The 21,450-nt window shown below is 39.5% G+C and carries 21 protein-coding genes; 6 read left to right on the forward strand and 15 right to left on the reverse strand.

The features are described 5' to 3' along the window. Window positions 1-5 precede the first annotated feature (5 nt). The 4 genes from uvrB to BM266_RS03395 form a co-directional block, all read right to left on the reverse strand. Window positions 6-2,009: an excinuclease ABC subunit UvrB gene (uvrB, locus tag BM266_RS03380; RefSeq protein ID WP_093405843.1), complete on the reverse strand. Its 2,004-nt coding sequence runs from the start codon at window positions 2,007-2,009 to the stop codon at window positions 6-8. A 63-nt stretch (window positions 2,010-2,072) separates the two neighbouring features. Then, window positions 2,073-4,826, reverse strand: a complete 2,754-nt coding sequence (locus tag BM266_RS03385) for a T9SS type B sorting domain-containing protein (RefSeq protein ID WP_093405846.1) — start codon at window positions 4,824-4,826, stop codon at window positions 2,073-2,075. Between the two features lie 24 nt (window positions 4,827-4,850). After that, a complete protein-coding gene (locus BM266_RS03390; RefSeq protein WP_093405848.1) occupies window positions 4,851-5,687 on the reverse strand; it encodes an ABC transporter permease in 837 nt (278 codons plus the stop codon). Between the two features lie 2 nt (window positions 5,688-5,689). Beyond that, on the reverse strand, window positions 5,690-6,595 hold the full coding sequence (locus BM266_RS03395; protein ID WP_093405851.1) for an ABC transporter ATP-binding protein: 906 nt from the start codon (window positions 6,593-6,595) through the stop codon (window positions 5,690-5,692). 94 nt (window positions 6,596-6,689) lie between these two features. On the opposite strand from BM266_RS03395, the gene BM266_RS03400 reads away from it, so the two are divergent. After that, on the forward strand, window positions 6,690-7,757 hold the full coding sequence (locus BM266_RS03400) for a hypothetical protein (protein WP_093405854.1): 1,068 nt from the start codon (window positions 6,690-6,692) through the stop codon (window positions 7,755-7,757). A 34-nt stretch (window positions 7,758-7,791) separates the two neighbouring features. On the opposite strand, the gene BM266_RS03405 is transcribed toward BM266_RS03400, so the two are convergent. The 6 genes from BM266_RS03405 to BM266_RS03430 form a co-directional block, all read right to left on the reverse strand. Beyond that, the gene (locus tag BM266_RS03405; RefSeq protein WP_093405857.1) at window positions 7,792-8,850 is read right to left on the reverse strand and encodes a nucleoid-associated protein; all 1,059 of its coding nucleotides are present in this window, start codon (window positions 8,848-8,850) and stop codon (window positions 7,792-7,794) included. Between the two features lie 220 nt (window positions 8,851-9,070). After that, on the reverse strand, window positions 9,071-9,565 hold the full coding sequence (locus BM266_RS03410; protein ID WP_093405859.1) for an IS1096 element passenger TnpR family protein: 495 nt from the start codon (window positions 9,563-9,565) through the stop codon (window positions 9,071-9,073). 50 nt (window positions 9,566-9,615) lie between these two features. Then, window positions 9,616-10,629, reverse strand: a complete 1,014-nt coding sequence (locus BM266_RS03415) for a COX15/CtaA family protein (RefSeq protein ID WP_093405861.1) — start codon at window positions 10,627-10,629, stop codon at window positions 9,616-9,618. Window positions 10,630-10,671: 42 nt separating this feature from the next. Beyond that, a complete protein-coding gene (locus BM266_RS03420; protein ID WP_093405863.1) occupies window positions 10,672-12,150 on the reverse strand; it encodes a CCA tRNA nucleotidyltransferase in 1,479 nt (492 codons plus the stop codon). Between the two features lie 52 nt (window positions 12,151-12,202). Continuing rightward, window positions 12,203-12,772: an L-threonylcarbamoyladenylate synthase gene (locus tag BM266_RS03425; RefSeq protein ID WP_093405865.1), complete on the reverse strand. Its 570-nt coding sequence runs from the start codon at window positions 12,770-12,772 to the stop codon at window positions 12,203-12,205. Next, window positions 12,759-13,877, reverse strand: coding sequence for a glycosyltransferase family 4 protein (locus tag BM266_RS03430; protein ID WP_093405867.1), 1,119 nt, complete (start codon window positions 13,875-13,877; stop codon window positions 12,759-12,761). The genes BM266_RS03425 and BM266_RS03430 overlap by 14 nt, the downstream gene beginning before the upstream one ends. Window positions 13,878-14,102: 225 nt before the next feature. Between BM266_RS03430 and BM266_RS03435 the strand changes: the two genes are divergently transcribed. Together BM266_RS03435 and BM266_RS03440 are read left to right on the forward strand one after the other, a co-directional pair. Beyond that, window positions 14,103-14,918, forward strand: a complete 816-nt coding sequence (locus BM266_RS03435; protein WP_093405869.1) for a glycosyltransferase family 2 protein — start codon at window positions 14,103-14,105, stop codon at window positions 14,916-14,918. Next, window positions 14,915-15,667: a protein kinase family protein gene (locus BM266_RS03440; protein WP_093405871.1), complete on the forward strand. Its 753-nt coding sequence runs from the start codon at window positions 14,915-14,917 to the stop codon at window positions 15,665-15,667. The genes BM266_RS03435 and BM266_RS03440 overlap by 4 nt, the downstream gene beginning before the upstream one ends. A 19-nt stretch (window positions 15,668-15,686) precedes the next feature. Here the strand turns inward: BM266_RS03440 and BM266_RS03445 are convergent, their stop codons facing one another. The 4 genes from BM266_RS03445 to BM266_RS03460 form a co-directional block, all read right to left on the reverse strand. Continuing rightward, window positions 15,687-16,736 carry a CDP-glycerol glycerophosphotransferase family protein gene (locus BM266_RS03445; RefSeq protein WP_093405873.1) on the reverse strand — a complete coding sequence of 350 codons (1,050 nt, stop codon included), beginning with the start codon at window positions 16,734-16,736 and terminating at the stop codon, window positions 15,687-15,689. A gap of 1 nt (window position 16,737) precedes the next feature. Next, on the reverse strand, window positions 16,738-17,418 hold the full coding sequence (locus BM266_RS03450; protein ID WP_093405875.1) for a phosphocholine cytidylyltransferase family protein: 681 nt from the start codon (window positions 17,416-17,418) through the stop codon (window positions 16,738-16,740). Between the two features lie 4 nt (window positions 17,419-17,422). Further along, on the reverse strand, window positions 17,423-18,502 hold the full coding sequence (locus tag BM266_RS03455; protein WP_093405877.1) for a glycosyltransferase family 9 protein: 1,080 nt from the start codon (window positions 18,500-18,502) through the stop codon (window positions 17,423-17,425). Window positions 18,503-18,620: 118 nt separating this feature from the next. Further along, entirely contained in the window at window positions 18,621-19,436 is an 816-nt protein-coding gene (locus BM266_RS03460; protein ID WP_093405937.1) for a 2,3,4,5-tetrahydropyridine-2,6-dicarboxylate N-succinyltransferase, read from the reverse strand. An 88-nt stretch (window positions 19,437-19,524) separates the two neighbouring features. On the opposite strand from BM266_RS03460, the gene ruvX reads away from it, so the two are divergent. The 3 genes from ruvX (at window position 19,525) to BM266_RS03475 (ending at window position 21,103) form a co-directional block, all read left to right on the forward strand. After that, complete coding sequence (gene ruvX, locus BM266_RS03465) at window positions 19,525-19,932, forward strand: Holliday junction resolvase RuvX (protein WP_093405880.1); 408 nt, start codon at window positions 19,525-19,527, stop codon at window positions 19,930-19,932. A 96-nt stretch (window positions 19,933-20,028) separates the two neighbouring features. Further along, a complete protein-coding gene (gene def, locus BM266_RS03470; protein WP_093405883.1) occupies window positions 20,029-20,619 on the forward strand; it encodes a peptide deformylase in 591 nt (196 codons plus the stop codon). 58 nt (window positions 20,620-20,677) lie between these two features. Further along, window positions 20,678-21,103 (forward strand): DUF5606 family protein, encoded by a 426-nt coding sequence (locus BM266_RS03475; RefSeq protein ID WP_093405886.1) that lies wholly within the window; start codon window positions 20,678-20,680, stop codon window positions 21,101-21,103. Window positions 21,104-21,247: 144 nt separating this feature from the next. On the opposite strand, the gene BM266_RS03480 is transcribed toward BM266_RS03475, so the two are convergent. Beyond that, window positions 21,248-21,450: transposase (locus BM266_RS03480; protein WP_139220586.1), on the reverse strand; the 203-nt coding region annotated here is incomplete at its 5' end.

Consider the following 21,450-nt stretch of genomic DNA (forward strand, 5'->3'; position numbering starts at 1 on the left):
TGATATCAGGCCTTTTCCTTTGCTTTTTTCTGTAGGGCCTTTATTTCATCCCGTAATCTGGCTGCTCCCATAAAATCAAGGTCTTTTGCTGCGGCCTCCATAGCCTTGCGCTTTTCCCTTATTTTTTTGTCAAGTTCAGGTTTGGTGAGATAGGCCATTTCAGCTTCCGCGGCTTTGGTTGTGATAGGTTTTTCATAATCGTATACATCCAGCTTCTGCTTTACCAGCGCACTATTGATCTTTTTGACCAGCGGAGTAGGGGTGATATTATGTTCTTTATTGTACGCAATTTGCTTTTCCCGGCGATAAGCGGTTTGGTCTATGGTCTTTTGCATACTGGCAGTTATTTTATCAGCATAAAGAATAGCCCTTCCGTCTACGTGACGGGCCGCACGCCCAACGGTTTGGGTCAGGGAACGGTTACTTCGAAGAAAACCTTCTTTATCAGCATCAATAATGGCTACCAGGGACACTTCAGGTAGATCCAGACCTTCCCGGAGAAGGTTAACTCCAATGAGAACATCAAAGATGCCTTTTCGCAGGTCCTGCATAATTTCCACCCGCTCTAAAGTATCCACGTCAGAATGTATGTAACGACAGCGGATATCAATTCGGGTTAAATATTTTGTGAGTTCCTCTGCCATTCGTTTGGTTAGCGTGGTCACAAGAATGCGTTCATCTTTTTCTACGCGAACATGAATTTCCTCAACCAAATCATCGATCTGGTTTAAACTTGGTCTGACTTCAATTACCGGATCCAGCAAACCGGTTGGACGTATAACCTGCTCCACATAAACTCCTTCCGATTTCTGAAGTTCGTAATCGGCAGGCGTGGCGCTAACATAAATTACCTGATTTTGTATAGCTTCAAATTCTTCAAATTTCAAAGGTCTGTTGTCCATGGCTGCAGGCAGTCTGAACCCATAATCTACCAGGGTTTCCTTTCTGGAGCGGTCACCGCCATACATGGCGTGTACCTGGGGGATGGTCACGTGACTCTCGTCTACTACCATTAAATAATCATCGGGAAAATAATCCAAAAGACAGAAAGGACGCGTACCGGGTTTTCTGCCGTCCAGGTATCTTGAATAATTTTCAATTCCGGAACAATAACCCAGTTCCCGTATCATCTCAAGGTCAAAATTGGTTCTTTCGTCAAGTCGTTTCGCTTCTAAATGTTTCCCAATATCCCTAAAGTAATCTACTTGTTTAACCAGGTCATCCTGGATCTGGTGAATTGCACCCTGGAGTACATCAGGGGAAGTCACAAACATATTTGCGGGATATATATTCAACCGTTCATATTTTTCGATCAGATCATTGGTGCCGGGATCGAAAGCTTCAATTTCTTCAATTTCATCTCCAAAAAAATGTATTCGGAAAGCGTTATCAGCATAACTTGGGTAAACATCTACGGTATCTCCTTTTATCCTGAAATTTCCATGAGAGAATTCAGCTTCTGTGCGGGAGTACAGACTCTGTACCAGCCTATGAAGTAATTTTGTACGGGAAATTTTCATATCCCTTTCAATCGAAACAACATTTTTACGGAATTCTACCGGGTTTCCGATACCATACAAACAGGAAACCGAAGCCACTACCAGCACATCCCTTCTTCCGCTTAATAAGGAAGAAGTTGTACTAAGCCTCATTTTTTCGATCTCTTCGTTAATCGAAAGATCTTTTTCTATATAGGTGCCCGAAGAAGGAATAAAAGCTTCAGGCTGATAATAATCATAATAACTCACAAAATACTCCACCGCGTTATCGGGAAAAAATTCCTTGAATTCTGAATAAAGCTGGGCGGCCAGGGTCTTGTTGTGTGCGAGTACCAGGGTAGGTTTTTGTACTTCCTGAATTACATTGGCTACAGAAAAGGTTTTCCCAGATCCCGTTACTCCAAGCAGGGTTTGATACTGGTCATTATTATTAATCCCACTTACCAGTTTTTCAATCGCTTTAGGCTGGTCACCGGTAGGTTTGTAATCTGATTGTATATTAAATTTCATAAATTTCTTTTGCTATAGCCCTTCCACATAAGCAATTATCATACCTTTTAAAATCAAGAAATGCTATCTTTGTTCCCGCTTCAGGCTAAAGTGATCCTTGAATTCCCGGCCGTTTTCAAGGGTGATCTTAAACCAATAATCATCAGAAGGCATATCGCTTCCATTATAGGTCCCGTTCCAACCAACTCCATCCGGGTCAAGTTCCTTTATCAGTTTTCCGTAGCGGTCAAAAATATGTATGCTTTTTATTCGATATTCTGGATCCTGAATTTGATATGGTTTCCAGCTATCGTTGTATCCATCATAGTTTGGAGTGAAAAATGACGGAAATCCAAAAACCAGGATCTCTTTTTCCACGATTTCACAATTATCGGTATTTCTCGCATAGATCACGTGGGGACCACCGGGCACATTCCGGAATACCGGACTGTCCTGAAAAGGGCCGTTCATATCATCCAAAGAAAAGGAGGTCGGAGTATCTGATGTGTAAATTACCCTAAGCGTACTTCTGTCTCCCTGGCTTTCAATTTCTATTTCCTGGATCGAAGGGTTGGAGAGTTCAGCAACTTCAAAAGAGACAGTCCTTACGCAGCCAATATTGTTATCAATGATCTCTACGGAATAGGTGCCCGGCCCGGTTATAGACAAATTTCTACCGATATTTCCATCCTCCCAGTAAAAGCTGAAATCGGCGTTACTGGCAAGCGTTATGTCAGGCGAAATTTCTAAAGGAAACGCTGAAGGGCAAACATTTAGTTGGGTTACCTGTTCCACCTCGGGAAATGGATTGACTTCCATCTCCATACTGCCAAATCCATAACAAATGTTTTGATGATCGGCACGCAGGTAGAGCGTCCCCGCTTCAGAAATATACAGATCGGGTAGAGGGTTCTGTCCAATTGCCGCCATGTCCTCGTCTTCGTGAAAACTTATTTCAATCCCTGCAGGAAGATTAAGATCAGCGATTATATTTTGGCGTATTCTTTCCAGGTTGAATTCAGCTGTTCCGTCTCCCAGGTCACAACCCTGGGCGGGAACGGGGGAAAGATCTATAGTAGGCTTTGTTTTTAAAGTGACTTCAGCAATATCAAAGCATTCCGAGTTAAACTGATTGATCTTTGCGTAAACCACTTGTCCCGGGCTTTGGTTTGTGTAAAAATCATCAATGGCTTGTTGGTTCAAGGTGTCGTTCACCGCGGTTTGATAATCTTCATAAAAAAATGCCTGGGTGTTGGGGTTATCGTAAGTCAAAGGATCTTTAGCCTGTTGAAGATTAAAGATCGCAATCCCATCGTTGGTATCTTCTCCCGTATCACATTGTACCAACTCATATTTATCCTTTATGGCGGGAACTTCAGCGATGAAAATTTCTTTTCGGATGGGGTCCAGGGCTTCTCCATCTATGTATTTCGTTAAGCTTACCACATAACTTCCTGGGGAAGCATAAGTATGTCTAGGTGCCTCGGCGGTTGAAGAATTTCCGTCTCCAAAATCCCATCCAACTGAATCGAAAGGTTCATCACTGGTTATGAAAAACTCAGTTTCATCACCAAGGCATAGATTTTTAAAGTCAAAATTTGTTAGAAATAAGGACTGTATAAAGGGTGGAAGCCCGAGTTTCACCACTCCTGGTCTTATACCTATACTGTTATGAGCGTAATTAACTGAATTGATTGCAGCTTCCGGATTCTTAATAACAGACATAAACCGATGCCTTTGTTCAAATACCGGATAACCTGCCCGGTAAATTCGTCCATCTATTGCCAATTGCAGAGCTCCGGCAACATTGTTAGTACTGGCTACGGTCTTACGGGAATTAGCAATATTACTACTCTCCAGATCGTATTGGTAAAGATCGCTGTTTAATAAAACATCTTCCTGATTATAGATATTTGCGGTAACGTATAGCTTGGTTGACTTTGGTGAAAACTCTACGCCATAGGGATAGGAGTCTACCAGTAAAATCTGTTCATCGCTCACTTTTCCGGTTAAATTATCAAAGTTGTACAAGAATACTTTTCCCGATTTTTTAGTTCCGGTTCGGGGACTGCCCAGGGCAGTGGAGCTATTTACGGAAGCCATCATCTTTGCATCAGGGGAAATCTTCAAGTAACCAATGGCGGTAACGTTTATGTTATATTCATCCAGCCTGGGAGGAACCGAATTTGGTGTGGTGGAAACCACCGGGGTGGTATTCACCCCCTGGGCACTCACTTTGAAGGCAAGAAAACGATCTACGAACTGGGTCACAACCCAAAATGAGCTTCCATCGGCGTGATTAACTGCGGAAATTTTTTCCGAATTCTTAAATTCATTTTCGGTAGCATCATTAGGATCATAAGTGATAAGATGAATGTTTTTTCTATTCGGCACTACATCTCCAAATCCGTTGTTTAGGGACATATCAATTTCGGTGTAGTTAACACCTTCTATGGGATCGTCTTCAATTTGATAATAATCGGGTTTATCTACCGTGAATATGTAATATTTGCCCGGGTTAGCCGGTTTGGGAATAATAATCGCCGATTGTGTGCTGGATACATTTCCTTTCAGGCCATAGCCATTAGGCATTCTATTGTGCTGCCGGTCGTATACCTGGATTCCATCGGTGTAAAAGAGCAAATTTCCTAATCGGTCTGAAATTGTGGCGCATCCTTCTACGGTTTGAAGATTACCGGTTTGAGGAACAGGCACGCCGGTGTTGAAATCAAGCCCTGCCCTGTCACCAAAATACCAGTTGGCCGCTTCCCTTTGTGCCATTAAGGGCTGGGAAAGGGCAAGCGTAAGAATACAGAGCAAAAATAAGGAGAGCTTCATTTTAATATTGTGTTCCCCAATGTATTATAAATCCCGCTTCTTTAATAATTTATACGACAGAAAGACAAAAATAACCGTCCAACCCATTACGATAAGAAGGTCGGTGAAATGGACAGAATAATCTTTTTCAATATCAGAACCCATTTGAGAGGCAGCAGATTGCACGGCACCAAGTCGGCTTATGGGTTCTATTAGCAGGTTTCCCATAGCTTCTAAAGGGAAAAAACCGGCAATTTTATCGGCGATTTCTGAATCACGAAACAGACGCCATTTCATGATTCCGTAAGCGATATTTTCCAAAACCCACCAGATAAAGATAAACCCGAGGGCAAAAGCAGATCGTTTAATAAGCATTCCAGCGAACATACAGAAAGCAAAAAACCCTATGAGATTTATTAAATAGGCAAGAAGGTATTCCATATCTGAAAAGATGATGGAAACTTCGGTATAATCTGAAAAAGAAAGCCCCAGGATAAGGGATAGAATAAACAGAAAAAGAGTGGAGGCTAAAGAAAGAACCAGCACGGTAAGAAATTTCGAACTTATAAATTCTTTTTTACTAAGACCATCTATCAAATTCTGTTTTAACGTACGGTTACTGTATTCATTGGAGATCATCGAGACGATAACTATCGCCAGGAATAACTTCAGAAAGGAAGCGACATAGGCGTTGAAATGCCATATAAACGGGAAATTAAAAATTCCCTGATCTGCAACCCTAAATTCCAGGCTTCCGAGGTTGAATTCTATTGACGCAATTAAAGCGATAAAACTTAGGAGAATAAAATAAGAAAATACGAGAATTTTGGCTGACCGGCTATATCTTAATTTATGAAATTCTATTTCTAATAATCGTAACATAATCAAGCAGAATGAGTTTGTTTAGTTAATTCCAGAAACTGTTCTTCCAGGCTCTCGCGGCGTTTTATGAGATAGGAGAGAGAAAGACCTTTTTCAAAAATATATTCGTTGATGGTTTCCGGCTCCATAGGTTCAGCAAGAATTGCGGTAACCAGGCCATCTTTTTCAGAAACCTTAGCGATATGGGGATGTCCTTCCAGGATTTGGATTAGAAGATCATTGTTTTTGGATTTGAGCTCAAAGAAACCGTGGCTGGCATTAATACCATCCACGGGACCGCTGTATAATTTCTTTCCTTTTCTGATGATCACCACATGAGTGCAAACTTTTTCAACTTCGTCCAGTAGGTGAGAGGCCAGTAAAATAGTAGTCCCGCCGGCAGCGATCTTTCGAATGATCTCCCTGATTTGATGAATTCCCTCGGGGTCAAGGCCGTTGGTAGGTTCATCCAGGATGAGAATTTCAGGATCATTCAGCAGAGCCGAGGCGATTGCCAGGCGTTGTTTCATTCCCAGGGAAAATGTTCTGAATTTGCTGTCTTTTCTATCCAGCAGGCCAACCAGTTTTAACTTCTCTTCGATCTTTCCTTTGTTTACCCCTTTTATCTTGCAAACCAGTTCCAGGTTTTGCACTGCGGTCATATAAGGATAAAAGTTAGGATGCTCAATAATGGCTCCTACTTTTTTAAGGGCCTCGTGTGTAGATTCGAAACCTTCAAACCAGGAGAAACTTCCGCTGGTTTTATTCACCACATTAAGAATCATTCCCAGAGTAGTGGATTTTCCACTCCCGTTGGGGCCTAAAATCCCGTATACATTTCCTCTTTGAATACTAAAGGAGAGTTGGTCAACCGCGGTAAGGGAACCAAATTTCTTGGTGAGTTGGCTTATTTTTAGAATTGTTTCCAAAATTGAAGAAATATTTTGTAATATGACTACTAAGGTAAGCTTTTGTTACAGAGTTCAGGGCAGATAGCTTATTTTTGAAAAAAGCGAATGCAGCATGGAAGAAAAATTGATGTCCAGGAAAAAACCTTCTTTTCCTGTTAATGAAAGATTTAATAGATATTTAGCCAAACATAATCGTAACACTAAGATTCCTGTTTTTTATGATGATCTTTTAAGATTTGCAGGTTCTATTGTGGTTTACGATCAACATGAACAGGATACTTTCTGGGTGCGTTGTTATTATGAAGACCATGAGCGCCTGGAAATCGACGAAAGCCTCAAACAGGTGTATACCATCCTGCATTCTGATGGGAGTGACGATTCGCTGGAATTCCTTAATATTGATGCTATAGATTACTGCACCTTCGGAAATTCTAAACCTTTCAGGGTGCGGGTGCGTAATATTCTGAATGATAGTTTCACCTATTTCTATGTAAAAAAAGCTGATGCCTCCAGGATCTACGGACTTGAATTTGAACACTTGCTTTCGCCACACCGTATTAATTTTCTGGTTTATAAAGACACTTTGATTGAAGAACATATAGCGGGGATTCCCGGAGATGTTTTTATCGAAGAGCATTTACCGGCCTGCGATAACAGGGCACAAACTCAAATCGCGAAACAGTTTGTGAAGTTCAACGAGCGTTGTACGGTACGGCTGCTCGGAGATATGAGGTCTTATAATTATGTGGTGATACCAACCCACGATTTTGACCACGTGGAATACCAAATTAGAGCGATAGATTTCGACCAACAGTGTTTTGAAGGAAATTTAAAAGTTTACCGGCCTCAATTTTTCAAAGAAAATTATACCATGGTGAAACTTGTCCAGGAAAAATTACAGGAATCCTCCATCGAACAGTACCGCAAAGAAGAACGTTCTCTTCTGGCAAAAAGAATGATCAATACACGACAGCGCTACAAGGAATTAATTAGGTGTATGATAAATGACCATGTTTCCACTCACCAAAATGTGAAACAACTTCGTAAAGATCTTTACCGGTACACCAACGATATGAAGTTTAAACGAGCCAATACTATGGGACAAATTCTTCGCACGGCGCTGGATTTCGTTATGCGGAATTATGAAGATGTCAATATGAAACGTCTGCTACAGGATTAAATAAAAAAGGGACTGCAAGGTCCCTTTTCTAATTTTAACTCTTCTCTTCTTTATTGAAATAAACAAGATAATAGTACATCTGTTTTTCTTCGTCCCAGCCTTTTTCCACAAATTTATCTGCAGATTCGGCATTAACAAAGTCCATTTTTATTTGAATGTTGGTGTCCAGGTTTATAATATTTTTGATCTTTTTCCGGGCATCGGTAACAGCCTTATTAGCAATAGGGAATTCGGTGAGATCTTCTATCTTGTATTTCGGACCTTTCTCCGTTTTGTAGTGCTGAAACTCAGGTAAAAGCTCCGGATTGTCGACTACAGAATTTAAAAAATTACTTTCCTCAAAGGCGTCATTTTTAGCGAAATAGTCCATACTTCGGTTCATAAACATGACCTCTTCCTTCTTGTCTTCCGCAGGTAAAACAACGTCTTTGGCAAAATTCTTACAAAAATTAAGGTAAGACTTGGTGTTGTAATTTTCATCTCGCATCACATCTACTCCAAGGAAATTTTCCAGCCAGTATTTGGTGTCATATTTATTGGAATCTACCGAAAGGATCTTGTAACCTTCAGCCCGATTTTTATTGAAAATAAGGGCGCCTTTATCAAGTTTGTTGAGGTTGATTCCCTGTTGGACGATCATATCCAAAATGCTGCCTTTTTCTTCAAACTGAAGGAAATCATGTTTAAGTTCCGATTTAAAAATGCCGATGGCTGAAACCTTTTCATTATCCAGCTGCATGTTTTCAAAATAAACCACATATACCTCTCCGCTTTTTATGTGGGGATGCGAGGATTGTTCAAAAAGCAAGGTGGTGATTTTCTTGGAAACCTCGTGAATAACCGTGGGATCGTCAAAGATGGCATTGGCCATATTATATAACTCATTGAACTCTATATCTGCCTCGTGCGAAAAATTGAAGTAATTCTCTTCTTTTTCCCTAAAAGGCTTAAGAAAATATTCCTTGATAAGTGGCATGATCTCATCATTCAACTGATATGGCGTTGCCGATAAAAATAGGTTTTCGTTTCTGCTTTTATTCCCTACCCTGTGAATAGAAAGCGATTCGATTTGAGCATTAAAAAGGTTGATCATTCAGTATACTGTTTTTAGTCATTTCCGCGAAGGCGGAAATCTTATTTAGTCATTGCAAAATTCTGGTCCGTGGGATTTCAGAAAAAAAGAAATACCCGAGGAAGAGTTTTTTAAATTCAGGTGTAATAGTAGTGAATTTTTCCTTCTGAAATTGGCGACTTTAAAACTTTAAAGCGAAATTACAGGACCGAGACAAGTTCTGGATGATATACCTTCGGAATCAATTCCAGTTTTCGTCGAAAGAAAGATTATCGTAATCGTCAATATCCAGATCATCATCAACTACTGTATCATCGTCTTCAGCAATAAATTCTTTGTCGGGAGCTGAATCCGGTAACTGCCCGTGCACGAACATTAGATTAGGGTAGTCACGGCCTTCTTCAATTTCAGCGATTTCGCCAAGTTCAATGAGGAAAGTCCACATATTTAAAAAATCGTATACGTAGATGATTTTTCTATTTTTCTCATCCAAAATACTTTCCAGGCTGGTTTCATTCATAAGACGAACCTCACCACCCATATCGAATTGTGAAATTTCTTCGCCCTGGTTCCATTCTTCGTCACTCAGGTAAAATGAAGCCATTTCGGTACCGTCAAATCCAAAGGACTGAACTATGGAATTATGGAGGTCTTCCAAAGTACTTTCCTGAAGTATTTCTATATCCCTGAACACATCTTCTTCTGCATCGAGAATTACTCTAAATCTGTAAACCATAATAATAAATTTAAGGCTTCAAAGTTACGTTTTTTAGATGAGAATGAAAGCTATTTGGTAAATCTGTGCAAGGTATAGGTCATTGCCGCCAGAAGGAAAAATGCGCCTACCTGGTGTGCTACTCCCAGCCAAACCGGCACATAGAGAATTAAGGTGAACACTCCAAGTAGGAATTGAACCCCAAGCAGGATTAACAGCGCATTTATGGCTGTTGTGTGCCGGTGCTCAGGGGCTAATTTTCTGGATCTGTACCAGATGTAAAGGATAACCCCCACCACGATATACGCAAGGTACCTGTGCACAAACTGAACCCCACTTTTACCTTCAACAAAATTCATTAAAAGCGGTTCCTGCTCGATCCACACGGTTTCATGAATCAGTTTTCCTTCAGCCATCAACGGCCAGGAATTATGTATGAACCCAGCATCGAGCCCGGCCACAAAAGCCCCCCAAATGATTTGGATAATCAGGATGATCATCCCAAATCTTAGCAGGTTTCTAAAACCTTTGTCAATACTACTACGATTCGGATAGATAAGGTCAAGTGCCACCCAAAAGGTATATGCGAAAGTTAAAAATGCAGTTGTAAGGTGGGCCGCCAACCTATAATGGCTAACATCAGGCATATCTACCAGGCCGCTTTTTACCATGTACCAGCCCAGAAATCCCTGAAATCCTCCAAGAAGCAGTAGAATGAGAGATTTCCTGATGGTAGGTTTGGTGAGTTGTTTAGTAATGAGGAAATATAAAAAAGGAACGACGAAGACTATCCCAATTAGCCTACCGAGAACGCGGTGAAGCCACTCCCAGAAATAAATATTTTTAAATTCCTCAAGAGTAAAATGATAGTTTTTCTTTTGGTATTCAGGAAACTGCTTGTAATATTCAAAAGCCTCTGTCCACTCTTGCTCATTCATTGGTGGAATAGTACCGGTAACAAGTTTATAATCTGAAATCGATAAGCCGGAATGTGTAAGTCGCGTTATGCCCCCCACAATAACCATTATAAATATTAGAATGCAACCCGTAAACAGCCAGTAAACTACTTTTTTATTGTCTTTCATCTGTTTAATATAATAGGCTCATAAAATAATTTCAAAAGAACCTTAGTTAGCCCTTAAACCAAGCTCCTTTCCTTTTTTTAGCATTAACTCTCTGGCAGCTTTGTGTTCATTAGGGATTTCACCTTCCAGGATGGCCTCCTTAATAGTTTCTTTGATGATCCCAATCTCTCTTGAGGGATTAATATTGAAGGTTTCCATGATTTCCTCGCCACTCACCGGAGGTTGGAAATTGCGAACGTGATCACGCTCTTCCACTTCTTTCATCTTCGAACGTACCAGCTTAAAGTTGTTATGATACTTCTTAAAGCGTTTAGGATTTTTCGTGGTGATATCGGCTTCGCAAAGTGTCATTAGGTCCTCTATATCCTCACCTGCATCAAAAATGAGTCGGCGCACTGCAGAATCGGTTACATCGTTATCAACTATAGCGATGGGGCGGGAGCTCATCAATACCAGTTTCTGAACATATTTCATCTTCTCATTAAGCGGAAGGCGAAGACGTTTGAATAATTTATAAACCATCTTTGCTCCTACAAATTCGTGGCCGTGAAAGGTCCAACCAATTTTTTTATGGAATTTTTTCGTGGGTGCTTTTCCTATATCGTGTAAAAGTGCTGCCCAGCGCAACCAAAGATCATTTGTGTTCTTTGAAATATTATCAACCACCTCAAGGGTATGCCAAAAGTTATCTTTATGGCGTTGACCTTCAATCTCATCTATGCCTTCGAGAGCGGTGAGTTCAGGCATAATAATTTGAAGCAAACCTGTTTTATGCAAAAGGGAGAATCCTTTTGAGGGCTTATCGGCGAGCATTATTTTATGAAGCTCATCGGTAATCCTTTCTTTAGAAATAATTTTGATCCTGTTTTTATTTCTTGAAATTGCTTCCAGGGAATCCTTTTCAATTTTAAAGTTTAACTGAGTGGCAAACCTGATTGCGCGCAACATACGTAGGGGATCATCAGAATAAGTGATATCGGGATCCAGGGGAGTTCTAATTATTTTTGCATTCAGGTCTTTCAGACCATTAAAAGGATCCAGGAGATCTCCATAGTTTTTATCATTTAATCCCAGGGCCAGTGCGTTAATGGTGAAATCCCTGCGATTTTGGTCGTCTGCAAGTGTTCCGTCTTCTACGAGCGGCTTGCGGCTATCTTTTTGGTAGCTTTCTCTGCGTGCCCCAACAAACTCGATTTCCATGTCGAAAGCTCGAAGCATTGCAGTACCATAAGTTTTAAAAATCTGAACCTTTGGTTTATGCGGAAGTTTTCCTGCTACTTTTTTTGCCAGTTCAATTCCGCTTCCTACCGCAACAATGTCTATATCCTTGGGTTCGCCGCGATTAAGGATATAATCGCGAACAAAGCCACCAATTACGTAGCTTTCCAGTTGAAGCTCTTCAGAAGCTTCAGAAATTACCTTGAAAATATTATGAGTAAGGGCGTTTTTGTAATTCTCCACCTTTTGGGTTTTTGGGGTATCCTGGCACTTCCGGGTAATCTTATTTCTGCTCCTTATCATTATAAAACCTAATCAGATTCAGAATGCAATAAATACCTTTAAAATTTTTAACCTATTTCCTAATCACAGTCACCTTACCATCGTTTGTTAACTTAATGATAGCCGAAGGTTTGCCAGACTGTTTTGAGCGCTGTAAATTTACTACATAGTCCACACCTTTTAAAATCTCCGGGCTGATTTGAGCAAAGGATTGAGGAGTTTTTTCACCACTTATGTTGGCTGATGTGGAAACGATTGGTTTTCTGAATCTTTTAACCAATTCATTGCTGAATTTATCCTTAGAAACCCTAATCGCCAGTGAATTGTCATCGGCAATAAGGTTCTCGGCAACCCTGATGGGATCATCGTAAATTATTGTTGTGGGTTTGTTGGCATATTTCAGGATATCGTAAGCCACTTCAGGCACGTCTTCTACAAACTGGTTCAGCATTTTATAATCTGAAACAAGACAAATTAGCGCCTGACTTTCTTTGCGTTTTTTTAAAGCATAAACTTTATCTACCGCATCTGCATTAGTAGCGTCGCAGCCAATTCCCCAAACTGTATCGGTGGGGTAAAGGATGAGTCCACCGCGCTTGAGGGTTTCCATGCAATTTTGCATTTCGGTTTTATAATCGCTCATTGAGTATTTTTTTATATTCTTCAAAAGTATTTTTAGCCATTATTACAGAAGTGAAATTCTCTAATAACTTCTGATAGGAAATTTCTGCAAATTTCGGGATCAATTCTTCATTATTAGCTAAAAACAGAATGTTTTCGCATAATTTTTTATAATCGTGGGCCTCTGCCAGTAAACCGTTGGATTTATGGGTTATAATTTCCGGGATTCCGCCCACCGACGTGCTTATTACCGGAACTTTATGAAAAAAGGATTCATAGATAAATTGAGGTAGGCCTTCGCTTTGAGAAGTCATTATGGAGATATCGAATTGAGGAATAAGTGCTGAAGCATTTTCACGGAAGCCCAGGAAGCTAAAATTTTCCTCCAAACCATATTGTTTTACCGCCACTTTAAGCAAACTCGTACGTTCCTTGGCAAAGTTCCCAATTTGAACAAAATGAAAGTCGCTTCTGTTTTCAAGATTTATAAGTTGGTTTGCAGTCTTTATTAGCGTATGAAGGTCTTTTGCTCTTATATGGTTGGCAATATTACCTATAATTTTTTTTTCTGAAGGAATTTTAAGGATTTCCCTAATATTGAGACTGGCCTTTGAAGATCCCTGCAAATCCTTGTCAATCCCGTGGTAAAGAGTTAAGACTTTTTCCGGGGATTTAATGCTTTTAATACAAACCATACGGGTTGCTTCTGAAACACAAAAGATTTTTCTGATTTTGGGATAATTGTACTTATAAAGACTTTGCTTTCTCTGTTTTATTGGAAAACTCGTTTTTTTGCTCAAAACAAAGGGGGGGAGATCTTTAAAATGATCAGCCATTACTGCCAGACTAAGGGCAGTAGGATCGTGTAAATGGATTAGGTCTATTTTTTCCCGGTTACAAACAGTAATTAATTTCAAAATAAACCTGGGATCAATTTTAAGGGCCAGGGGAGCGGCAAGAAATTTTAAATCTGTTTTTTCTAAACGCCTGTATAACCATCCTTTTTGATTACAAAGGATTAGGTTTTGAATTTCTGGATGATGATTTTTGAATTCCCGGCAAAGCACCTGTATCTGGTTTTCACCACCACCCCAGTTTTTTACTCCGGAAACATGAAGAATTTTCAAAACAGTTTGATTAAATTTAGAGAAGCATTTATTTCCGAATTTTGGAAATCGCTACAGGTTTAAAACCGGCAGCTAAATTACAGATTTAATTTCAGGGAATCGCAATGAGTCAGAATACCATACTTGCTGGCAAGACCGACCTTCGGCTAATTGCATTAAGCTATATTTATTAAAAACTTTACCTTTGCACGGCCATCAGGCCTTATTAAAAGCAATGATTTGGAAATGAAATCTGCCTTACTTATCTCTACTTATAACTGGCCTGAGGCCTTAAAGGTAGTTTTGAAGAGTATTCGTAACCAGTCGGTGTATCCAGATGAGGTTATTATTGCTGATGATGGCTCAGGAAAGGAAACCAGGGATATTATAGAGGATTTTAAGAGAGAGATTAATTTGAAAGTCACTCATATCTGGCAGGAGGACAAGGGGTTCCGTAAGTCCGCAATTCTTAATAAAGCTTTGGCTAAATGTACTTCAGATTATATTATTCAAATAGATGGCGATTGCATCATGCATAAGGATTTTATTGAAGATCATCTTGCACGGGCAGAATCAGGAGTATTTTTGTTTGGGTCCAGGGTTAATATTAAACCTGAGGCAGTAAAAAAAGTTTTGGACTTAGACAAAGCAGAATTCTCTCTTTTCTCTTCCAACATCAAAAATAAAACCCGAAATATCAGAATTCCGGTTTTTCAGGAGTTTTACAAGCCTAAATCTGATTTTTCAGAAAAGACACGTGGATGTAATCTTTCTTACTGGAGAAAAGATTTTTTAGCCGTAAATGGATACGATGAAGCTATGGAAGGTTGGGGGCGGGAAGACTCTGAGTTTGTGATTAGACTGCTCAATAAAAATATAAAAGGGAAACGCTTGAGATATGGCGGAATTGTTTACCACATTTATCATCCCGAAAAATCTAAAGAATTTGTAGCGGTAAATTCTAAGATTCAGCAAAACACCATTAAAGAAAACAAGCAATGGTGCCGGAATGGGGTAGATAAATACTTAGCTCAAAACTCAATGTATAAACCGATAGAATGAAAATAATTGTTTCTCCTCAATACCGGGACCGGAAAGATCAGATTTCCCATTTCATTGAAAACTTCAGCAATGAAGGAGATATCTTGGGAAAAGGGGATAGGAATACCATAAAGCTTTTTAATTTGGATGGGGAGAGAATAAATATTAAATCCTTTAAAGTTCCAAATTCAGTTAATAAAATAGTTTATCGTTTTTTTAGAAAATCCAAGGCTGAAAGATCCTTTTATTATGCCCAAATTTTAAGTAAGAAAGGTATTGGCACTCCAACCCCAATTGCCTACGCCGAGGAAACTACTGCTATTCAATTTTTAAGGAGTTACTATGTAAGCCAACAGCTAAAGCCAGATCTTACCTTTAGGGAAATAAACCTTGAACAGGAAGGACATGAGGCTATCCTAAGAGCTTTTACGAGGTTTACTTTCTACCTTCACGAGCAGGAAGTGGAATTTCTGGATCATTCGCCGGGTAACACCTTAATTAAACTACATGGGGATGATTATGAATTCTTTCTGGTAGATCTAAATCGAATGAATTTCGGCAAACTGAATTTCACCCAACGCATGATAAATTTCTCGCGCCTTACTCCAAATAGAGAGATGATAAGGATCATGGCAAATGAATATGCCTCGTTGATCGATAAATCTGAAAACGAGGTTTTTGAAAAAATGTGGTTTTTCACAAACCAGTTTCAGGAAAAATTCAGAAGAAAAAAGAAACTAAAAAAGAAATTGAAATTCTGGAAAAAATAAGTTGCCAAAAAAATAATTTCTAAACCTTCTTCTTTTTTTGTTTGAACATCTTGTTTATTTTTCTCCTTCTTAGGAGCGGAAGTTTCCTTCTTTTGGGAACTCCATTTTCCTCGATGTATTGTTCCACCGCTTCCACCATTCTCCTGGCAGACTGCCCGTCGTTGTATGGGTGGTATTCCGCGATCACAATTTTCCTCTTCTGCCTGAATTCATCTTTTTCTAAGTTTGCAACCACTCTTTCGGTAAGATCTGAATACTCTTTCTGATCGTCCCACAGAATTTCCTGGGAATTATTTCTATACGTGATAACTGGTTTGTCGAGTAAGAGAAATTCATAGACTACAGACGAAGTATCACTGATCATGATATCTGCCATCAGTAGGAATTTAACGATGTTGGGCTCTTCTTCAAAAACAATATTTTCTTTTTTGGCAGCAAGCGCTTTATATTGAGCGATAATTTCAGGAGCCATTAGGTCATGAAACTTGATCACCACCAAGTACTCTTTATTTTCTGCAAGTTTCTCTATTTCTTTCAGCAGAAAAGGGGCAGAGGTAAGAGAAGGAGAAAAAGTAGGGGCGTACAGTACCATTTTTGAAGCCGCGTGTTCTTCTAAGAGTTGCTTTTTTTCTGCTTCATATTTATTGGCATCCTTTCCGTAGATGTCGAGTTTGGGCCATCCGGTTTCGATGACCTCAAAATTCCGGTGTTTTAGTTTTAACTGGTTAAACCTTCGGGTAAAATATGGCCCCTGGGTGAGATAAAGGTCAAAATAATGACGTATTTTGAAATGTCCTTTTTTCTCCCCTGCCAGTCCGTGGAAAATTTGCACTTTTACTCCGCGTAAATAGTGAGGCACCTCATTTCCCGGACACAGAATCGCATCGCTTTCAAAGGAGGTTAACTCTTCCACATCAAACGTGTGGGGTTCGTTCTCAAAAGGAAATTTATCCGAAAGATTGGGAGTTAGAAACCACAAATATTCATCTCCTCTTTCTTTCAGGTCCTGCATGATGGGCTTTAAAATTCCGAAGGCGTAAGGATTCTGGCAAAAGAGTGTAAATTTCATATTAGAACAAATTGTTTGCAGCTTCAAGATCTTCCTTAAAATCTACTTCCATGCACCTGAAATCTGAAATATCTACAGCCTTTATTTTTAGGCCGTCCTGTTCGATGGCCATTTCTATACCTTTTTCAAAGTAATCGTTGTCATCACAATTTTCAAGCTGCTTCAGGAATACCGGCATATCTGTTCTGGAGATAAAATTTATTCCTACAGCTTCCCCCAAGCCGTCTTTCACTTGTTTAGAAAGCTCGTCTATAAACCCGTTTTTTAAAGTGTATTTAACTTCTTCTTCAGCTACTCTAGAGGTATTGACGGAAACAAAGGAATTCTTTTTTTCGATCTCCTGGTTTAAAACCGAAAAGAGTTCAACATCAAAAATTACATCGCCGTTAATCCACAGTACATCTTCATTGCGGTATTTCTTCAGGGCCTTCAACAAACTTTTGGAGGTGTTGGTGGCATCAAAAAATTGATTGTAAATATAGGTGAGGTCGGGGAAACGTTCCATAATAAGGTCCTTCTTGAAACCTACGACCACAGAAATATCATGCTCATTAAAATTTTGCGACAAATTCTCCATCTGTCTTTCCATAATGCTTTTTCCTCCTTTTAAAGGGGTCAAAGGTTTTGGAAAAGGATTGCCCAGACGGGAACCAATACCTGCGGCTAAAATAATAATCTTCATAATGTTATTTTGTCCCCACTTTTTTCGTGGAGGTTATCTTTAAAAATTTATCAAGGGAGGCGAAAATAAGATTTGGTTCCAGTAGTTCATAATAACGTCCATTATTTTTTGTGATCTCTTTTTGGGAAAGACCATGTAAAGCTGTACTGAAATCATTTAAATGTACCGAGACATTCCTTATGCCATCTTCGTAGATGCTCCAATTCTCTTTCTTGATTTGTGGCGAAAAGATTGAAAAACTAGGGATGTCCATGGCTTTTGCCATATTAATAGCACCTCCTTCGTTACCTATTAAGGCATTGCAGTGGGCGGTGAGGGCGAGGAATTCTCTGAGGCTTTTTCCAAAAACATCCAGATGAATTCGTTTTTTGGTGTTGGGTGCACATAAATTATAGATTTCTTCCACTTCCTCTTTTTGCTTCGGAATATAATTAAATAGAAAATCTGCCTGTGTGATTTTTGCGATTTCATCCAGTAGAATAGCCATAAATTCCGGGGGATAGGTCTTGTCTTTTGAACTTCCCAAAACTCCTATCATAAATAAAGAGTTTTCAGGATCAATTCCCGCGTTTGTAAGTTGTTTTTCAGCATCTGTCTTTTCCTCTTCGGTGAGATAGATCTTAGGCTTTAATTCTGCCGGGAAATCTTTCCCTAATGCTTTTAACAATAACATCCTGTTCTCGACGGCCAACCCGGCATCTGTTTGGGGTTTATGGAGCTGTTTTTCAGTTTTAGTATAAAAATGAGCAGTGTACCATTTGTGATACGAGATACGAACAGGAGCTCTTGATGCTTTACTTATAATTCCCGTAGCAATCTTGGAATATACATCAATCACTACCTCATAATTTTCCTTTCTGATAAGTTTCAGGAAATTTAAAAAGTTTTGAGGTTTCCCATCTTCCTCGGGATTATAGGTGATTATCCGGTCTATAAAAGGATTGTTTTCCACCACCGGTTTTGTGTGCGGATAAATTAAATAATGCAGCTCGGCTTCTGGATACTTCTTCCGAAGTGCTTCAAATAAGATTGAGGAAGTAAGTACATCCCCAATCATCTTTTGCTGTATTATGAGTATTTTCATAGGCCCCTTCCAGCCTCCCCGAAAGGGAGGAGTTAATATGTATTTAATTTATTTAAGATTTCCAGACCATCTTTCATAAAATGAAGAATTAAAATTCCCCCTTCGGGGGTTAGGGGGGCTATACCGCTACATCATATTCTCTCAGGGCATCGTTTAGAGAGGTTTTCTTATTTGTAGATTCTTTTCTTTTTCCAATAATAAGTGCACAGGGAACATTGTATTCTCCCGCAGGGAATTTTTTGGTATAACTTCCTGGTATAACCACAGATCGTGCAGGAACTATTCCTTTCATTTCCTTTGGTTCGTCCCCAGTTACGTCTATGATCTTAGTGGAAGCGGTAAGCACTACATTGGCACCAAGCACTGCTTCTTTTTCAACTTTTATGCCTTCAACAACTATGCTCCTGGATCCCAGGAAGGCATTGTCTTCAATAATCACAGGAGAAGCCTGGAGCGGTTCCAGAACGCCGCCAATTCCAACTCCTCCACTGAGGTGTACGTTCTTGCCAATTTGGGCACAACTTCCAACGGTGGCCCAGGTATCTACCATAGTGCCTTCATCAACATAAGCGCCAATATTCACATAGCTTGGCATCAATATCACTCCGCTGGAGATATAGGCTCCGTGCCTTGCAACGGCATTGGGTACCACACGAATTCCTTTTTCTTTATATCCCTTTTTTAGTGGAATCTTATCGTGGTATTCAAAAATACCGGCTTCTAAAGTTTCCATCTTCTGAATAGGAAAATAAAGCACTACGCCCTTTTTCACCCATTCGTTAACCTGCCAGCCGTTTTTGGTAGGCTCGGCGGTTCTTAATTCTCCGGCGTCTAATAACGAGACAACTTCACGAATGGCTTTTATGGTTTCTGTATCTTTGAGTAAGTCCCGGTTTTTCCAGGCTGCGTTTATTTTCGCTTCTAATTGTTCCATATTCTGAAATTTTAAGCAAATATAAGGGCTTCGGGCTAAATTTTGGCAGTAATGGATTATAAACATTACCTTTGCGCAAAATTGTGGAATGGCACGTATTTTGGCTATAGACTATGGAACTAAACGCACCGGGATAGCGGTAACCGATGAGCTTCAGATAATTGCATCAGGGCTCACTACCGTTAATACAAGGGAGCTTTTGCCTTTTCTTGAAAAATATTTCAGGGAAGAAAGCGTAGAGTTGGTTCTTGTGGGAGAGCCAAAACAGAAGGACGGTTCAGCATCTCAGAGCGAAGTTCATATTCAGGAGTTTTTAAAAGGTTTTTTTGAAAAGTTCCCCTCAATGCCTGTAAAAAGGGTGGATGAGGCCTTTACCTCAAAAATGGCCTTTCAAACAATGATAGACAGCGGATTGAAAAAAAAGAAGCGCAGAGACAAGGCATTAATCGACGAGATAAGTGCAACCATTATCCTGCAATCGTATTTATACAAATAAATTTTAAAAATGAATAGTGAATAATCATTATTGAGTAATCGATATTCTGCAGAAGTCTATCAGAATTTAAAAAATTAAAATATTCAATTAAATAGAATGATTTTACCAATAGTAGCCTACGGAGATCCGGTTTTAAGGAAGAAATGCAGAGAAATACCTGAAGATTATCCCAAGTTGAAGGAATTGATAGATAATATGTGGGAAACCATGTATAATGCTTATGGAGTTGGTCTTGCAGCTCCACAGGTAGGTGTTCCTATACGACTATTTATGATAGATCCGAGTCCGTTTGCTGAAGATGAAGAGTTGGAGGCTCAGGAGCGGGAACAGCTCAATAACCTCAAAAAAGTTTTTATCAATCCGAGAATTCTTGATGAAGAAGGGGATGAATGGGCTTTCAACGAAGGTTGCCTTAGTATTCCCGAGATTAGGGAGGACGTATTCAGAAAACCGGTGATCACTATAGAATATCAGGATGAAGATTTTAAGAGTCACCGTGATACCTATTCTGGACTTGCTGCCAGAGTTATCCAACATGAATACGATCATATTGAAGGCATTCTCTTTACCGATAAGCTTTCCAGCCTTAAAAAGAGGCTTTTAAAAGGCAAACTCGCCAATATTTCTAAAGGAAAAATCAAGATCGATTATAAGATGCGTTTTCCTGATATGAAAAAAGGGAGGTAAAGACTTTGATAATTTGTTCAGGCAGGTGATATTTGCCAGCCAAAATTGAAAACATACTATGGGATTAGAGAAAATATTAGCAATATCAGGAAAACCAGGATTATATGAACTTACTGCCCAAAGTCGGGGTGGTTTTATAGTAAAATCTATTCCTGAAGGAAAAAAAATGGCGGTAAATATCCGTCATAATGTTAGTTTGTTAAGCGAAATTGCGATCTATACTTATACCGAAGAGGTGCCACTGGCAGATATTTTCGAAAAGATCAAAGAAAAAGAGGATGGGGGAGAAGCGATAAGTCCTAAATCCTCTAAGGCTGAGCTGGAAAAGTATTTCGCCGAAATCCTTCCCGATTATGATGTAGATCGTGTTTATACAAGTGATATAAAAAAGATTTTTCAGTGGTATAACCTGCTTATCAAAAACGGATTTACAGATTTCACCGATTCCGAAGAAGCAAAAGATAAAAAAAGCGAAGAAGAATAAAAATTTCAATTCATAAAGGAAAAAAGAGGCCGTCTAAAAAGTAATTTTTGGGCGGTTTTTTTCTTTTGTGTTATTTGATCTGTAGGCTCTGGTCAGTTTTTCCTGTTTTTTTAAGAATGAAAAATAGAAGTAGTATCTTTTCTCTTAGGCTATACTAAACTTCTTTAGGTTATGGGCCATTGCTATAAGCCCCATTTCGGTAGTTATTTTATCCATTCCCCGAAGCATAAACCTTTTGAAGCCCATATTTTGCTTAATATTCCCAAAAACGGCCTCTACATCCCAGCACCTTCGCTTACGATGGGCAATTCCTTCTTCACTGAGTAGCAGGCGCTTTGCTTTTTTCT

It is taken from the genome of Salegentibacter flavus, from assembly GCF_900115145.1.
Classification (GTDB): domain Bacteria; phylum Bacteroidota; class Bacteroidia; order Flavobacteriales; family Flavobacteriaceae; genus Salegentibacter; species Salegentibacter flavus.

What these genes read in the sequence shown, in the direction of transcription:
- uvrB (WP_093405843.1), bottom strand. Translation starts at nt 2,009, where the DNA reads ATGAAATTTAATATACAATCAGATTACAAACCTACCGGTGACCAGCCT.
- BM266_RS03385 (WP_093405846.1), bottom strand. Translation starts at nt 4,826, where the DNA reads ATGAAGCTCTCCTTATTTTTGCTCTGTATTCTTACGCTTGCCCTTTCC.
- BM266_RS03390 (WP_093405848.1), bottom strand. Translation starts at nt 5,687, where the DNA reads ATGTTACGATTATTAGAAATAGAATTTCATAAATTAAGATATAGCCGG.
- BM266_RS03400 (WP_093405854.1), top strand. Translation starts at nt 6,690, where the DNA reads ATGGAAGAAAAATTGATGTCCAGGAAAAAACCTTCTTTTCCTGTTAAT.
- BM266_RS03405 (WP_093405857.1), bottom strand. Translation starts at nt 8,850, where the DNA reads ATGATCAACCTTTTTAATGCTCAAATCGAATCGCTTTCTATTCACAGG.
- BM266_RS03410 (WP_093405859.1), bottom strand. Translation starts at nt 9,565, where the DNA reads ATGGTTTACAGATTTAGAGTAATTCTCGATGCAGAAGAAGATGTGTTC.
- BM266_RS03415 (WP_093405861.1), bottom strand. Translation starts at nt 10,629, where the DNA reads ATGAAAGACAATAAAAAAGTAGTTTACTGGCTGTTTACGGGTTGCATT.
- BM266_RS03420 (WP_093405863.1), bottom strand. Translation starts at nt 12,150, where the DNA reads ATGATAAGGAGCAGAAATAAGATTACCCGGAAGTGCCAGGATACCCCA.
- BM266_RS03425 (WP_093405865.1), bottom strand. Translation starts at nt 12,772, where the DNA reads ATGAGCGATTATAAAACCGAAATGCAAAATTGCATGGAAACCCTCAAG.
- BM266_RS03435 (WP_093405869.1), top strand. Translation starts at nt 14,103, where the DNA reads ATGAAATCTGCCTTACTTATCTCTACTTATAACTGGCCTGAGGCCTTA.
- BM266_RS03440 (WP_093405871.1), top strand. Translation starts at nt 14,915, where the DNA reads ATGAAAATAATTGTTTCTCCTCAATACCGGGACCGGAAAGATCAGATT.
- BM266_RS03445 (WP_093405873.1), bottom strand. Translation starts at nt 16,736, where the DNA reads ATGAAATTTACACTCTTTTGCCAGAATCCTTACGCCTTCGGAATTTTA.
- BM266_RS03450 (WP_093405875.1), bottom strand. Translation starts at nt 17,418, where the DNA reads ATGAAGATTATTATTTTAGCCGCAGGTATTGGTTCCCGTCTGGGCAAT.
- BM266_RS03455 (WP_093405877.1), bottom strand. Translation starts at nt 18,502, where the DNA reads ATGAAAATACTCATAATACAGCAAAAGATGATTGGGGATGTACTTACT.
- BM266_RS03460 (WP_093405937.1), bottom strand. Translation starts at nt 19,436, where the DNA reads ATGGAACAATTAGAAGCGAAAATAAACGCAGCCTGGAAAAACCGGGAC.
- ruvX (WP_093405880.1), top strand. Translation starts at nt 19,525, where the DNA reads ATGGCACGTATTTTGGCTATAGACTATGGAACTAAACGCACCGGGATA.
- def (WP_093405883.1), top strand. Translation starts at nt 20,029, where the DNA reads ATGATTTTACCAATAGTAGCCTACGGAGATCCGGTTTTAAGGAAGAAA.
- BM266_RS03475 (WP_093405886.1), top strand. Translation starts at nt 20,678, where the DNA reads ATGGGATTAGAGAAAATATTAGCAATATCAGGAAAACCAGGATTATAT.